This window comes from Pseudoalteromonas sp. UCD-33C (assembly GCF_001306895.1).
Classification (GTDB): Bacteria; Pseudomonadota; Gammaproteobacteria; order Enterobacterales; family Alteromonadaceae; genus Pseudoalteromonas.
This window is the reverse complement of the sequence record NZ_LJTB01000002.1, coordinates 990,493-1,007,033: the sequence shown is the minus strand read 5'-3', so window position 1 is coordinate 1,007,033 and position 16,541 is coordinate 990,493. Positions and strand designations below refer to the sequence as shown.

The 16,541-nt window shown below is 39.4% G+C and carries 6 protein-coding genes; all 6 read right to left on the bottom strand.

Annotated elements, in window-relative coordinates:
- Positions 1-221: 221 nt before the first annotated feature.
- From AOG26_RS07780 to AOG26_RS07755, 6 genes are read right to left on the bottom strand one after another with little or no spacing between them, the layout of a single operon-like run.
- The gene (locus AOG26_RS07780) at positions 222-4,301 is read right to left on the bottom strand and encodes a hypothetical protein (RefSeq protein ID WP_054561927.1); all 4,080 of its coding nucleotides are present in this window, start codon (positions 4,299-4,301) and stop codon (positions 222-224) included.
- The gene (locus tag AOG26_RS07775) at positions 4,291-8,565 is read right to left on the bottom strand and encodes a hypothetical protein (protein WP_054561926.1); all 4,275 of its coding nucleotides are present in this window, start codon (positions 8,563-8,565) and stop codon (positions 4,291-4,293) included. The genes AOG26_RS07780 and AOG26_RS07775 overlap by 11 nt, the downstream gene beginning before the upstream one ends.
- The gene (locus AOG26_RS07770; protein ID WP_054561925.1) at positions 8,550-9,293 is read right to left on the bottom strand and encodes a hypothetical protein; all 744 of its coding nucleotides are present in this window, start codon (positions 9,291-9,293) and stop codon (positions 8,550-8,552) included. Before AOG26_RS07770 ends, AOG26_RS07775 begins: the two co-directional genes overlap by 16 nt.
- The gene (locus AOG26_RS07765) at positions 9,283-11,547 is read right to left on the bottom strand and encodes a hypothetical protein (protein WP_054561924.1); all 2,265 of its coding nucleotides are present in this window, start codon (positions 11,545-11,547) and stop codon (positions 9,283-9,285) included. Before AOG26_RS07765 ends, AOG26_RS07770 begins: the two co-directional genes overlap by 11 nt.
- Complete coding sequence (locus AOG26_RS07760) at positions 11,534-14,647, bottom strand: poly-gamma-glutamate biosynthesis protein PgsC/CapC (RefSeq protein ID WP_054561923.1); 3,114 nt, start codon at positions 14,645-14,647, stop codon at positions 11,534-11,536. Before AOG26_RS07760 ends, AOG26_RS07765 begins: the two co-directional genes overlap by 14 nt.
- Positions 14,647-16,539 carry a hypothetical protein gene (locus tag AOG26_RS07755; protein ID WP_054561922.1) on the bottom strand — a complete coding sequence of 631 codons (1,893 nt, stop codon included), beginning with the start codon at positions 16,537-16,539 and terminating at the stop codon, positions 14,647-14,649. Before AOG26_RS07755 ends, AOG26_RS07760 begins: the two co-directional genes overlap by 1 nt.
- Positions 16,540-16,541 lie beyond the last annotated feature (2 nt).

The following is a 16,541-nucleotide window of genomic DNA, read 5'->3' as shown; positions in this document are numbered from 1 at the left end:
TAAAATTAATATTGAATAGTATAATTTTACTGCTTTAAATGACTTTTGTTCAATTAAGGAACAAGCCGGATTTGCGGTGATTTTACGTTTAATCGTTTAACGTTATGATTTGTAAAAGCTTGTTTTTTGATCGGAAATTTCTGATTTTTCAAGATTTTTTTATAGCTCAAAAAAACCAAACCCGTAAGTATTAGGGTTTGGTCTTGGGTCTAACCATAAAGTTAGTCTTGATTTGACTTGTTCGCGAACCATCCAGACTTTTGATTGCGACTAAGTTTACCGAGTAGCTTAATCGCTTTTTCTAAAGTGATACGCTGATCTGCAATATCGCGATAAATTTGGTTTGCGCGCTTTTTCCGTTTTACTGCAGCACCGGCATCTAAAAATGATTCAATTAGTTGATTGAAGTATTTCACAAGTAAGGCTTGTTGTTGCTCCTGCTTCTGGTTTGATTCATCTTCTTCAAGTTTTTCTAACAGGCTAGATATTTCAGCCTGGCAAAACTCATTTTGCGCAAGGTGAGTTTTCTTTAAAGTTGCTAAATGTTGTTTCATATAGTCTATTTCAATGAGATTGAACGAAACAATCATATTTAAGTTTGTAAGTGCGGTACGAAACTCTTTAGCTGAACACTGTTCAGTAAATAAGTGGCGAATGGTTTGATGTATTTTCTGCCACTGTTGCCATGCGTACACGTAGTTTAAACCCGCACCTTTTATGTTTTGCATGCCTACAATAACCTGATGTGTATTTGGCAGAGCTAAATCGGCGGTTGAAATAGTAAGTTCATCGGCAGATAAGTTACTATTTTCATGGACTGTTATTTTAGACTTAGTAATAGTTAATAGGCGCTCTTTTATTTCATTTGCATTTTCAGCTATGTTTTCTTGTAAAGCAGCAAGTGCATTTCGTTGAAAGTGGTGGCAGAAATAACTCAAAATAACACCTACTTGTGAGTCTAAAATATCTCCGAGAATTTCTTTTACGCAGGCTTTATTGAGTGTCCCTTCACTCAGCGACATTAATTTATCTGCATTGGTTTGCCCATATGCATTGACAAAGCGGGCATGGAGCTGCTCTGCAGTAAATAAGTTCAGTTGTACCAATAGGCTTTCAAGTTCTTCAATATCATTATTTTCAATGAGCTTATCAATTCGCTCTGTTAATGCATTAATAAAATAACTATAAAAGCCATCTACATTAGTACCTATCACTACAATTCGGTCAAACCTTAAGTCATGGCTCAAAATATTAGCGAATACTTTCGAGCGAGCGACACGATCATTACGGTTATTAATTAATGCAATGACTTGTGTCTTAGGGCAATCATTGAGCTCATAAAGGCTGAGTCTGCGCCAATTCTCAAGCGTTGCTAAGCGCTCGTTTGCCGACATACTATTTACAAAAGACTGCTCTATAGAACCTATTGGTGCCCTAGGAAACTGTTGTAATACACCGATATCAGGAATAATTCGCGCAGAGGTTTCTTTAAATACATAATCTTTGCTGAGGCCAATGTGTTTGGCCATTTTACAAACTAAAGCAATATTTGCAGGGTGCTCTTGATATGGATAAAGGGCTCGAATATCTTCGGTAATTTGTAGGCCGTCAGCCCAATGAACCTGAATTAAATTTGAATTCTTTTGCTTCGCATTCGCCTCAAGTATAGGGGCCATGTTTTGCTCGCTGGTGAATACTAAGCTGTTTTCACCAATAAAATGGCTTGTTTCATTAGCAACATCGATACCTGTTGGTCCTAAAATGTCTTCATGATCCGGGTAGGCGTTAGTGATAGTTGAAAAGCTATCTTGCATCCAGTTGCGCAAAATTCTGACATAACGCGGAGTTAACCCCATGCATTCCCATAAAAAAACATCCGCATTTACATTTTTGGCAAAGTGTAAAACGTCACTTTGTTCCCAAATGCTGGCTTTATCAAAGGGTCTAAATAGAGGGATTTCGAACTGTTCACCACTGGCTCTGGCATAGATCATGGTCGCTTCACAGCCTGTGGTTTTACTAACAACTTTTAACGTGAGGCTACTAAAAAGTGCAGCTTTTAAACGCTCAGTTCCTGACTTTCCTCGCGTTCCCCAACCACCAATTGAAACCGGAATATGTGCTCTGTCAGACTTTATTTGAAGACTAATTTTCAAATGCCTTGCCCAAAAGTAGGCAATAAAGCTGAGCACAAAGAATATAAGCTGGCCTATGCTATTTTGGTAAATTGAATACGCATACTCTTTAAAGCTTGACCATAGATTAAACAGAAATGGTGTAATTGCGAGTTTGTTATATAACCTACTGATACTTGTTTCTACCGGGAAGTTTGTATCAAGTACGCTACCATACGGCTGAAAATCAAGTGTAAACCCTTTACTTTTTAATATCTCTAAAAACTGTTTTTGTTCAACTTCTGAGCCATTTCTCAGTTCGTTTAATTTTTCATAGTTAAACGATATCCAGCTATAGCAGTAAAGCCTTTTAAATAGGCTCTTCGGTGGGGTCACTATGAGAATACCATCCGGTGTATAGGTTTTTGCTGGCGTTTTTAGGTTGTCTTGAGAAAGGCTGCTCAAAAGAAAGTCGAGTAATGGCAAGTGTTCACGAGCACTAAATTGCTGTTCATCAAAGCGTGGTTCGCCAGGGACTTCTGTTTGACTAATTTCAGCCACTGTACTACTAGGTACATGCATAAATGCACTTGGTTTTCTTGCATGCAAGTGGTTAAAACTCTGGCGTTTATCAGTACTCGGCGTTTTGAATTCATGCCAAAGTCGCCATAAACGAAAGCCTCGCTTGTAGCCATATTGTACTTGCCATGATTTCTTTCGCGCACTGACATTGTAGGCTTCATAATTTTGCGCTTGATTACTTAATAACCTGCCGAGTAACTGCTCATTCCAATCAGCTAAATCTAGATTTTTGTGGGCGCTCAGGTCAACTTCAAGTTGTGCTACTTGCTGCTGGTGCACAAAGCTGACAAGTTGTTCCCGTACACGGCTGATAATGCGGCGAATAGCGAGACTTGGCTCATCTTCTAGGCGCTGATTTAAAAATTCCACAAATGATTTAAATAAACTATTAGCTTGCTGCTCTGTATGGCAATCCACTTGCAGGTTAAACATAATGCGAGGACTTAACTCGAGTAATAAGCGCTTTTCAGCAAAGCTAGCCGTTGCTATTAATTGTTGTTGCCAAACTTTGAATCCTTGCTGATGCTCACTGAAACGTGGATCGGCTAATTGCTTAATCAGAGTTAACCTAACAGCCTGTTGAGTCTCATTTTGTAAGCCTTCTAAAATAAGCTGTTGCGAGCATGGCCATGGCAACACAGAACACAGCTCATAGACACTTTGCCTTACTCTTGGGTAGCGATGTTTGGCGAGTAAAAATAATAGTTTAATGTTAACCTCACTGAGGTTAAGCTGTTTGCTAAGGATGCCAGCAAAGGCACTGAGTAAAAATAACTGCCTTCGGTCAATTTGCTCATTTTCAGGTAGTTCTAAATCAATATGAGAGCGCATATAGTAGCGTGTGAATGTTGGCCTTAAATTAATTAAAATTTCTAAGATATCGACTTTTGCAGCATGCGGGGTTGTTATTTTTTCAAGAGACTGTAGTAAGTTTTCTACTAATTCGGCATTAAACTCAGGATCATCTACATATTCACTTATTAGCTGCACTTGATTTGCCAAAGCGCGAAAAATTGAGTTGCGAATGGCTTCATTGTCAGTTTTTTCTAATAACGACAAGAAAAAGCTTTCTAAATTTAGAGTCAGCCATGATTGCGCAATTTCGTCAGCGTGGCTACGTAAATAGCGATTCGCTAAATCCCCAAGTTTACCAATTAAAAATTTCAGTGATTGTTCAAGCTCAGAGGTTTTATCTTGATAGCGATTAATCATCGCACCTTCATCAAACCAGCGCTGAAAAGCCTCTTGATCTTTTTTTAGCTGCAGTCGGTCTGCCCCTAAAATGTATGCGTAATCAAGAATGTGAAACTCACGTTCTGCTTTTAACTCTGCATGGCTCAAACGCTCTACAAAACGGCGATGGTCGGTATCAAGTTTAAGCAACTGATTCTGCAAGGTTTCAATCTTGTGAGTAAGGAAAGCAATCGCTTGTAATAAAAGCCAGTCATCTTCATCGTCATCGTCAGGTTGATTTTTTATCAGCTCCCATTGGCTTAATTCATCAACAAGTTCATGGTACTTCTGACGGTATAAGTCTAGCCAAAAACTAGCTATATCAGCAAATAGCAAGGTTTCTAGGCGTTGTTTAAGTTGTTTACTGCTCATAATCACTGTGCTCTAGCAAATGGTTAAGTTGAAGTGCAGGGAAAATAATTTCATCATGAGCAAAAGGTGCAAAGCCGGTGTGCTGGTTATTACCTGATGAAAACTCGAGACTAATATTATGATTGTTCCAGACCCAGTCTTGCTGCCAGCTTAGTTTCAGCCAGCCATTTGTAAAACTGCCTAAATTGACTTGTTTTTGCCACGCAAAGCGAGTGATGTATTGCCATGTGGCTGTAGCTCTATGCTCATCGGCAAAGCGATAGTAGCTATCTAAACCAACTTGAAAAATGTGGCCACGATAATATTGGTTCCAACTTGAGTTGAAACGTAAGTAGTCTAGGCTTATCCAGTCATCGTTAGAACCAGAGGAAACACCAAAATTAAGGTAGTTATCAACCCAAGGTTGATAACGGTACTGGTAATAACTCAACCAGCCAGATGCATGATTTTCACGGTAGAAGTTGAAAACGCTCGAGTTTAGTTGCTCATCTGATAAGTAATCATCAAGGTCTGCGCTGTTATAGCGAATGTAAGGCGTTACTTGCCATTGGTGACGGTGCACAGTATCGCGCTGCCAAGACTGACCAATACTGATACTTGCATCTAATGCATACTGTAAGTCAAAACTATCATGGCTTGGCTGCCAACGTGAGTTGATTTGCGTGTCGATATACCATGGGCTGTTTTCATCTTGCCAAGAATGGTAACCATTTAGGGCAAAAATATCAGCCTGGCTATCGCTCATAGAGTAATAGCCCTCTAATTGATACCAGTGGTTATCATCATTGAGGCGTAAGCGGGCACCTATATCTATTTCTTCACGGGCAGGTATATCTTCGGCACTTTGGAAAATTGTTTGTTGATCGTAGCGAATAAATCCCTGCCAATTTAATTCGTCACTATGTAGGTTTATCTGCTCATTGATAATAGAGGGCTTTTCTGGCGCTTGATAAGTGACCAGTTCTGGCAACAGGGTTTTTGCCTGTGAGTAAGGTGAAATTTTATTGCTTTGCTCACTTAGCTGCCAGCTATACAAACGAACGTATTGTAATTTATCTGCAGTCACTTCAACCTTACCCGCAGGGTGGAAGAAACGTCTTTCTGTTCGCTTAAATTCATTCATCTGTTCTAACTTAATGAGTCTGTCAGCAGGTAATTTGGCCATTAAAGGCGTATCAGGTGTCACTGTGTAAAAGAGTAACGTTGTCGGCAGCTCTAGGTGTTGCCAGCGACCTGAAACATATTGTTCAGCTTCAATTGTTAGGTGCTGCGATAGATACGGGTTCAGCCACCTGACAGAAATGATGTTGTTATCCAATTCACGTTTATTAAATGTGAAAGGAATGCTTTGCTGCTCTGTGACTGACCAGATCTTTTGATCATTTGCTAATTGTAATGACAGGTTAGCAACATTTGCACGAGCCAATTCAGCAGTAGAAAAGTTAAATTTAAAGCGAATTTGTTGCCCTTCAGTTTGTGCTAAATCAATGTTTAATGTGTGGAATGGGCGCAGCAGTATGCCTTTATTGGAGCCTGCCTGTGTATTAAGCAATGTAAAACGATCTGCAAAGCTACTTTGTGCTGTACTTTGCATGTCAAATAATCGCGTACCAGCAAAGTCGAGCAAACTATCTAATGGCTGCCATTGACCATAACTTTCTATTCTGTTCTGTAAAAAGGTCGACTTAGAATCCGCACCTAAGGTTTCTAAGCGCTGAAGAAGTTGTGTGTATTGGTTATTGGTAAGGCGCTTTTTACTAAGTAAATAAAGCCCATTTAATAAAAGTTCGGCTTGTGTAGCGTCTGCAGAGTAGATAAGCGACATAATATCATTTGATGGGGATTTATTTGCGGCGTCAGACACATAATCGAACTGACTAAATAAAGAGTCTGGAATGAAGCTCACATCAAGATAACTCGTATGGTCAGCTGTTATTTTTAGCGCTTCACCAGCTTTAAGGCGAATTACTAGTGTGGCTGCAATTGAGGCCGCTTGTTGGTTTTTAACAAACAAAGTAGTTGCGGGTATATCACTAAAAATAGGCATGAGTTTATGCTGATATTGACTCTCAGCCATAAGCCAAGCGGTTTGATACTCACCGTTCTGCTTGGCTGCTGTGCGAGCCTTAATAACTAAATTAATAGGTGTTTGGGCTGTAAAGTGCCATGGCATTGTTTGTGTGATGACAGTATTTTGAGATTTCCCCTGGCTGTTAATAAAGGTTTCTTGCATACCTGCTTTTACTAAATAACGCGCTTCATCAATGAAGGGAGGGGTACTGAGAGTTTGATAGTTAAGCGCTTTAAAGCTTTCAGACACTTTAGTTGGCACAGTTGATGAGTGAGCCAGCCACGCAGCCAAACGATGTTTTTGCTGTTTTACCGCTAAATTAATCAAAACTGGCGGGCACTCATTTATGCTTGTTAAGTTACCTGCACACAGTGCAAATAGTTTGATATCTTGACGTTCTGTTTGATAACTATCAATCAAGGCTTTTGCTGCAAATTGCTTCAGCTCTAATTGCTGTGTACTTTTGTATAGGCCTTCTAAATAACTATTGGCTAAGTGGAACTGTTGCTGTTTACGTAAAATTGCGACTCTAAGTTGCCAAGCTTGTTTAGCAATTGTTGTATTCGCATTTTGGGTCAGAGGTTTTAAAAATGCTAAGGCATCGAGAGGGGCGCTATCAGCTAAGTCTTTCGCTGTTAATAATGATTGTTCGGCATTAAATGCAGAGACGTTTTTACGTGCTGGCGCGTAAGGCTCGATGGCCGCTAAATAATCAGCATGTTGTTTGTGTAGGTCATCTGCAATCAGTTTTGATATCGCAGGGCTTATATTCTTAGTATTAACTGCTTGTTGATATATCACTTCGTCACTTGGCAGATCAGCAAGCGTTCTTGCATAGAGCGCAAACTCAACTTTATTTGATTGACTACTTAAGCTTTGAATTGTTAACGACTGACTGCTCAGTGGCACAGAGATAAATAATGTTTGAAAGTCATTTGTTGCTTTTAGGTTTACTAACCAACTATTTTCACCTGCAGATAGTTTCAATTGGCTGTCTTTAGTGCTCCTTGCAATTAAAGTTAACCAAGGTGTTGCACGTTTTTCACTAAATAAATCAAATAGCTGTGCAGATTGGCTTAAAGTGGTTATAAGGCGGAGCTGTTGATTTATACGCGGATAAAACTGATCGTCTACTAAGCGTTGCTCAGCGAGTTCAGTAACCATACTATTTTGAGACTCAACTGCGTTCAAAGTGCGATAACTACCCTTAAGCTGGGATTGCCCAGTCATCATAGATAGCAAGTTGGTACGGCGTTTTAGGGCTAGTGAGTTATTTGCTTTAAATACATCATCACTAAACACTTGCAATGAGTGGTCGCGATAAACCGCTGTAATGGCATCATCAGCGACTTGATACCAGTAGGGTAACAGTAATTTTTCTTGTTCTTTTTCTGCAGCATTATCATCATAAATTGCGCGGTGACTTTGCTCCAGTTTGATAAATGCATCGGTTTTACTTTTTATCGTTAAGTATTGTCCGGCAGCGATAGCTAGGTACTCAGTATTTTCAAGGCCTAACGACTGTTCTTTATATTCTAATGCTTGGCTATTAATGGTATTGATTTTAGCAACCAATTGTTTATCGACATACGCATAAACAACACCTTTTTCATCAGGCTGTTGCATATTTTGGCGAACAGATAATTTAAGCTTTTTTGCTGCCGAGAAAAACAAGGTGACTTCGTCATCTTTGCTTAGTTGATAATAACGTTCACTGCCATTGCGGTTTTTAGTTACAACTGAGGGCTTAGCAAGCGACAAGGCTCGTCTAAAGCTATCTACATTTTGTGGTATATGACCAATCATAGCGCTGAACGTGGCACCCTCATCTAGATGATTTTGGATGGCGACAATTCGGTTATGGCCCATAGCGGGGAGTTGGCATCGCTTCGTATCGCATAATAAATCGCGATGCACTTGTAGGCGTTGTTGTATGTATTGGGTATTCCCCGCACTAATAATGAATTTATTTAGAAGCTCAGGGTCAATGTCTAGCCAATGCCCTTTCGGAAGCCAAAGATAGCGATGTTGCTTGGCACTAAAGTTCATATCTTGGCTAGTGGTATAGGGCGCGAGCTTTGGCAAGGTTTGCAGCCAAATTGCGGGCTCAAGAACACCTCTATTTGTATCAACAGCGTATGCAGGCTGCATTGAAAGCAGCAGTAAAATAATAGCAATTATGAAATAAGGCATTGGTTAAACAACTTAAATAGCTGGTTATTAGAAACTAATCGCTCACGCAACTGGCGACTTAACTCGATATGGAAAAACTGACTGTTGTTAGGAGCCAGCGATGCAAGAATATTGGTGGTGCCTCCAAGTTCTTTAACATCAAGGCCATAAACCATAGCTGTAATATCTAGCTGTTCATTTAAACAGGCTGTGATTGCAATCGTCCGCTTGCTAGGTATTGCATGACCATTACTTATAATTGCATCAGCTTTTTTACCCTCAGGAGTCTTCCTTTTTTCTTTTGCGTAACCATGGATCTGATAAATCGAAAATGACTCAACATGTTCAGAGTATGCAAGAATAAAGGCATTACTCGCGCTTGGTTTATACTTACCAAAGTCAATAAGTTCTCCATGCTCATCACGGTCGTTGCGGTGTTTAGTGTTGCTTAAAAATACTTGGCAGTGTGCATATAGTGCCTTTGCAATAGTATGTGTGTGTTTGTCATAAAAGCGATGTGGTGCATAAGCAATGCACTTTTCACCTTGCTGTTTATAATGAATTTCACCACCGGAATTTAAAGATTCATTTGCAAATAGAGCACCTTGGTTGACATTAAAGTGTGTGGGAGTCTGTTGCTGATCAACAAGCCATAACTTTAAGCTCAAGGTAAGCTCATTTAAACTAGGTGTTGCGTGGCATGTAGATACAAAGAGCCAAACTATAATCATCATTATTTTAGTTTTCATGGTTCCACCACCTTACTTTTTGCTCCTGCAAAGGATATTCCTCAAGTATAGAAACCCACACCGTGTCAGTTGTTTGCAGTGTTAGGGAATGTAATTCAGCAATGTCATTAGTGATTGTTTGAGTAACGCTAGGATAGCTTGTTAACTGACTATTTTTTGGGTGAATTAAAAAAGCATCGAGTAATGCCGATTGATTTAGCATAAAGCGTTGTTTAGCGATGCTGTATTCACTGGTCAGCCCTGCTTTGTAGTCGGCATTTTGTGTAAGCGATAACTCTACAGGTTCGCTGCTATTTGCACGAAACACTTTAAATACTAAGCTCATAGGGCGCTGTTGCTTTGTGAAATCAAGTGTCAAAGGAGTATTTTTATCAAGTTGGTAAATGCGTTGCTTTATCCACGGGCGATCTCCATACCAATTTTGGTAAATAGTTTTCGCCTGTGACTGTAATTGCTTTAATGCCTCGACCGATAGCTCAGACACCGCGACTTCTTTGCTGCTTTTGTTAGTTAAGCGATAAACTAAACTATTGTCCTCAGAATCGTCATAAGGTGAATAGTTATTTTTGTTATATAAGCCAAAGTTAAACACCTGCGGTGGTAACTTCGGCATAAAATAGCGATCAGGACTTAGCACTAAAGCGACATTTGATAATGGCAGCTTTGCAAAGAGCTCTTTAGATTGATAAAAAGTTGTCACTAAATCCGGCTCTTTCGGCGGAGTAAAAGTACGGATATTAGTAAAATGTGCTAGCTGCGTTAACTCATAATGATTTGCAGCTCTCTGTTCATACCAAGCGGCAATATCGTAAAAACCATTGATTGGCTCGGGTAGATATTGATGAGAAATTGTTCGTTGATAATTGAAATCTGCTAACCGAGATTTTAATCGAACGTAGACATCTTTTTCAGCGCTAATTTTCAGATGATGAGCATTATCTGGGGTACGTAAATAGTAACTATTGAGCATACCGACACGCTGTCTTTGAGTTGTATCGGTGATCAATCGGTCGAAGTCTGACACTTCACCTTTTAAAGTCACGGTGTAATCTTCTATTGCTAGGTTACGTTCATCATAAATAACCACGTTAAGCTGACTACTTTGCAATGCACGAACGTCAATATTGAGATTACTATTTGGCTCTATATCAAAATCTACACTGGCAAATTCATTCACCAAATAGCTGCCTGCATAACTCGTTAAAATTGGTGTGCTTGACGCTGTTCGCCAATTTGTCAGTAATGGCTCTTCACTACAAATGGTGACTAGGCCTGCATCAATAAGCTCTGTCTTATAGCTATTTTTGCTATCGGTTGGAGATACACTGATTGGTATTGGCGCCTTGAACTGATGCTTATCATACCAAGTTAGCGATGGTAATAGCTGCTCTGAGTTGACGGTGAAAATAAGGCTGTCAGTCACATCAAGTTTAATACTGGCACAGAGGCCAAGTTCAGTGTAATAAGCGCCTAAGTCATGCTGCTGCATGCTAAAGTCATAAGTAGTGACATTGTAAGGTAGCGTTTCATACAAAATGTCAGATTTAAAGTCGATACCAGGGATCCCTTGAGGTGCAATTTTTTGCCACCAAAATGCCATCGCATTACTAATTTCAGCGCTGGTTAGCGTGTTTTCACCCATAGTTAAATAGTCAGTGGCACGTCTTCGCCTTTCTAGAGGGCGTTTAAGCCAACTGTTGAGTGGGTCGATATTTTGTTCAGGGGTTTTTGCATGAACACGGACAACCACGCCTTGTAGTGATTTTTCTTCTGGGATCAGCGTTAAATCAAGGCTTTTGGCATTTGGATAATGAGTGATTGGCAAATAAAAAGACTGCCCAGAAGCAACGTTTAGTGATTGTTTATTCTCTATTATTTGTTTGATCTGTTGTTCTTCACTATTGTTAACTAGCTTTGAAGCGTGATGGTAAGTTTTATCCAATATCACATCACCCTTATCATCATAAAGAACATATTTAATTGCGTAATTAACCGGTAATTCAAGAAACACAGATTGGTCAAACACGGCATTCGAGAGAATTCGTAATGAATGAGTTCGCTGATTAGAAAATGTAAATCGCAGTGGCTTTTCGCTACTTAACCACTGTACATTAGATCGCGTTTCGGTATTGCTACGTGCATCCACTGGCTCTGCTGAGTCTAGCCACACTAAAAAGCTGCGCCCTGCAAAAAATATAGCTAAAAGTAATGTCAAAATAAGTAATAGGGCGAATAAGCGTTTAATTAAATACACGCTGACCTCCTCCCATTAGCAGGTTAAATGCTTTTACATCAATCAGTTGATTGTTTGTCGGGTTATAGATCGCAAGGATGTTATTGTTCTGCTTTATCATTAGTGCGAATTTATCAAGGTGTTCCAGCTTGATGGTTTGTAAACTACAAGCGGGGATTTGGAAGCAAAAATCTCGCAACGATGTGAGACGCTGATTAGCGACATAGTTATTTACAAGGGTTTGTAGCTGTTGGTTCTTGTTAACATCCAACGGTTGCCAGTTAAATGGCGATAGAGTGGCAAGGTTTATTACCTTAACCTTAGAGTTACTCGAAATGGCTAATAAACGTTGTAACACACTACTTTGATCCATCGAAAACTGTTGTTTAAAGTCTGAAGCGAGCCACAAGGTTGCCAGCTCACTATTGGCATTAAACTGCTGGTAACCGGATTGCGGAGAGCTACCAATCTCGAGACCGCGAGTGGCTTGTTGCCCCATGACTGTTTGATAATTGACACCTAACGCGTTGAGTTCATTATCAACTTGCTTCATTAATGGGAGCGCTGTATCGCTTATTTGTGTTGTTGAGAATGCGATTGCATTTGGGCGTATCCATGAAGGTGCGCTATGGCTGCGAATTTGAATATTCAAACTAGGCTGGTTTTGTGTAAAACGTAAGAAGCTTTGGTGAATAATATTGAATAAAGAATCAACATTATCTGCAGCTAGTACATTTGCTTGTGGATGTGCATAAGGGTGCGCCCCTGCAACGAGTAGGTTAGCAGCGTTCGACTTAGCAAATAACTCACTGGCAAAGCTTAACGTATTACTTTCAAATAAAGGTCTAGGGACACTTAAGGTAATTGCTTCGTGCTCGGTCAAATTAAATAGGAATATGCCTTGGCCTTGTTGTAATGCAGCAGGAGTATCTAGCGGGCTCAGCAGTAAATAACGGCCACTGTTGTTCTTTACAAGCCTTAATTGATAGCTCAAAAGCTGTGCGGTGCCATTAATTTGTTTTAGCTGGTTTAGCATATCTTCAGTCAGCGCATCATTACCAATGCGAGCAATCAGCTTGTAAAGTGGCGTTAAGACTTCAAACTCCCAAAGTGCGACCTGACTATTAGAAAGTGGTTGATAGTCAAAACTGCCTTTTTTGCTTATGTGAGTCGAATAAATATCAACTATTTGATTAATTTCTTCATTTAATTCATTCAACTGTAGATTACTGTAATTGAAATTATCACGGTATATACTGGCTAAAATATTGGTGTAATTATCACCATCTAAAAACATTTCGAACATTGAACCAGAAAAGCTTGAAGAAGGTAGGCTGCTACTCGTTGCCGTGCCAAAAGAGGTTGTTTCACTGCCGACAAAATCATGTAACTCGCGTTGACTTACTGAGCTTGGTAATTGGTTATAGATCCAATATTGACTGTTTGCGTGTATTGTTTTGTCTGAAAACAAAGTAGCAGTATGGCGGTTGGCCTCTCGAATTTGCAATATCTCTGTACCTTCTAATGCAGAGATAAACGCCTGATAAAATGGGCTTTGTTGATTTTCTTTCGCTAAGGTCTTTTGTGGCGTTTTACTTGTACCAAATACCAAAGCTTTACTTTGTAGCTGTTCGAAAATCAGGGCCGCAGAATCACTGGCTAAACTTTCAGTAATTGGAAATGGCACGGTGACTAATAAAGGGGTTTTAGGTTGTTTGTTGAAAACAAACAGTCCGCGTTGCCTATCTTCAATTGTATCAATCAGATAAATATAGTTTTCATCACCTTGCAGTAAAAAGCCAATGCTAGAAAATAAAGCTGAGAGCTCAGCGATATCTTGCTGTTTAATGATTGCCTTATTTAGCTGATAAACAGCATACTTAAACTCAGCAACGGCTTGATTTGCTTTATAACTACTTACACTAACTTTATTACTACGACTGGTATAAAGGTAACTTTTATACTGACTAACTTGCTGATTAAGCGTAATAACATGCTGAATTTCAGTTTCGGGTTTAAGGTTCGGCTTAGATAGTATCGAAGGAATTAGCATAACAATAAAGCCAACGATAATGGCAAGTACACCACCCACTATCGAAGTTTGTAATGTTGCTCTGACGACAAGACCTAAGGCGTTTTTTTGATAAATCTTTAAAGCAAGTAAGGTCGCTAACATATAACCAAACGCGAAAGTATCGGTCACTTTTATGGCAGGGAAATACCAGACCACAATGTAGTTAAGAATCAGTTTATAAATAAAGCCGATAGTGAAGAACAGCATCAATAATCTGGCACCTTCAATATTGGCGTGTCTAAGCCTAGTAAAATGAATAAGTGCCCCGCCAACGGCCAAAATAATGGCTGTTTCAGCAAATGAAGTTAGTAATTTACTCGGTTGAGTAAGTTGAAGGGCAAGAAGTGCTGGTAGCATGATACCGTTAAACTCCCAGCCGTACTTAATATTCGCCCGAGAGGCAAGAAAAGCGGTAATAACTAGGATGATATAGGCTTTGGGAGCCGCAATAATCGACGCAGCTACTGCTTCGTACATAATACCCAAGTTAGCAATACTAAAGTTTGTGAAAGGCATGAGCACAAAACGTACGAGAATAAAGGTAATAAGTATCTGAATAAAGGTTACTTTTAAGCCATATTTAAAGCCCCCGTTCCACATTACATTAGCTGTTAAAGCGATAATGATAAGACCAAGAGAGTAGAGCTGTGAAGCATAATCAAAGGTGATATCCCAGCGACTTAATTGGTTTGCAATTAACGGCCAAAACAAGGTATCCATACATACTCGAACTAGGATACTTATCAATATGATGGCAAAAAAACGATCACGACCAAACATTTGGCTATAGCCAAATTTTTCCATCATATAATGTGCGCTAAAACGCATTAAGGCATATACAACAATAGCTTCAATGATAATAACTGCCGCAGAGGTCGGACTAATTATTAACAAAGGAACGATATAACCGGGTACTACAAGGCCTGTTAATGGAAAGCCGAAGCGCAAGTTAAGTAAGCATACAACTGCAGTGCCTACCCAAACTGTTGTAATAACAGATTGACCAAGGCCACTACCTGCAGGGAAGAGTGCTAACACAAAATCCATTAACCTTGCCCCTCATGACGAGCTACATGGTTATCGATAAATTCAAATAATATACCTGATACTTGAAAAGGCTCACCGGATGCCGCTTGTGAGCTGTCAGTGTGTAGGGCTTTAATATTTAAGGTATAGTCTTGTTCGCCAAACTTAGCTGGTAAGGCCACCTCTGCTTTGTTTAGAGTGATATAACGCAATTTCCCTTTAGCAATTTCAGCGTCTAAATCACAGCTCTTGCAAAGTAGGTCTAGTGCCGTCATTTCAAAAATCGCAAGTTGGTGCTGCTTGGCAAATTGTTCAAGGGATGCGTTTGTTTGAATTACTTGACCAAACAAATTAAATAAAACAGTGGCAGAGCGGGTATGATTAAATACCATTTCTAAGGTTGTTAGCTTTTGCTCCATTTCATTAATAGATTGTTTAACCTGCTCACTAATCGGCTCATGTAGCTTTAAGGTTAGTAATTGATTTAATAAGCTATTGTTACTCGCTTGAGTCGTTTTAAATATATGATAATGGAAAAGCAATTCAGCAACTTGAGCTGCGAATTTATTGACGTTTTTTTCAAACGCTTGCTGATTGAAGTATTTGTTAGGGATAACAGATAGTGCCCAAAAGCCGCGGACGTCACCGGCATAAACCAAGGGCGCCATAAATTCGATTTCACCTTCTTTAATATGTGTAAAGAAGGGGCGGGTAATTTGTACAACACCTAATGATTTTAACGCTTTGCTGTAAGGAGTGCGCTTGTAATCACGACGCATCTCTTGAATATCATCTAAATTACAATTTATCGCACGAATTTCAACAACACGATGATCATCTTCTTTTCGGGCAAGGAAAATTGATTTTTCTAAGTCTAGCTGCTGGCTAATTAATTGAATGATTGGATCCCACGGCGAGGCTTGCTCAATAAAGCTTTGTGGGATAAAACGGCCCATCATTTTTTGCTGAATATTGTTCACAACAGTGTTCAGCTCGTTATCTTCAGACATCTTTCGAACAACAATTACCCAAAATAAGGTGATAAATGTCAATACTATGTATTGTCCGATTGGGATGAAAAGTTGATTAAATTCTATGAAAAAATAGCCCAATAAGCACCATAGCAGCACGCTATTTAAGGCAATAATAAAAGAATATATGAGCGACAGTTTTTGAAAGCTAAAAAGCAGTACAAAAACAAGCGCAAGCTCAATAAAAATAGTCAGTAAGCTATTTAGTTGTTTTACAGTTGTTTGTTTATCAATACTGTCAGCGAGATAGGCTATCAGTAATAAAGGATCATTTAAGCCGTCGACTTTTGGGGCGCGAATAAAGACATTAAAAGCGGCCGCTTTTTGACCAATGATAAGAATCTTATTTTCAAGTTGCTCACTCATTACGTCAACATTTAGCACCCGTTCAGCACTAAATTTTGGCAGCGCAGTGACAGCTAAATCAAAGTCAATAAGTTGAACGTGTTCTGAATCATAATTAAATATCTGCTGCCAAATACTTTTGCATTCAAGCTCATTTGATTGAGGAATGCGCATTTGGTAAGTAGCCCAATTATCAATTTGTGGTACGCAATATTCTCCCTCAGCGTATGGGTAATAGACATTTTCTAGTTTTGGTGCGACTAATGTTTCATTAGCCAGCACTACAATCGCGCGAGGTTGATATTCAACCAATTTTTCAACGAGTTGCTGGTGGTTGTCTGTTAAGCGGTCGCTGGTAATAAGTACAACATTAGTTTGTTGAGTGTGGCTTAGTGACTCTAAATTTTGATAGAAAAAAGCATTGCTCGCCTGAAAGAGGTTGAACATATTACTTAACAAGACCACACAAAATAAGCTTAAAGTAAGCCAAAATGCGCGCAAGTTTTTTAAACGCAACAATTGTTGAACAGCAGACACAT

Coding starts and splice junctions, on each gene's coding strand:
- AOG26_RS07760 (WP_054561923.1), bottom strand. CDS start 14,647: ATGGATTTTGTGTTAGCACTCTTCCCTGCAGGTAGTGGCCTTGGTCAA.
- AOG26_RS07775 (WP_054561926.1), bottom strand. CDS start 8,565: ATGCCTTATTTCATAATTGCTATTATTTTACTGCTGCTTTCAATGCAG.
- AOG26_RS07780 (WP_054561927.1), bottom strand. CDS start 4,301: ATGAGCAGTAAACAACTTAAACAACGCCTAGAAACCTTGCTATTTGCT.
- AOG26_RS07770 (WP_054561925.1), bottom strand. CDS start 9,293: ATGAAAACTAAAATAATGATGATTATAGTTTGGCTCTTTGTATCTACA.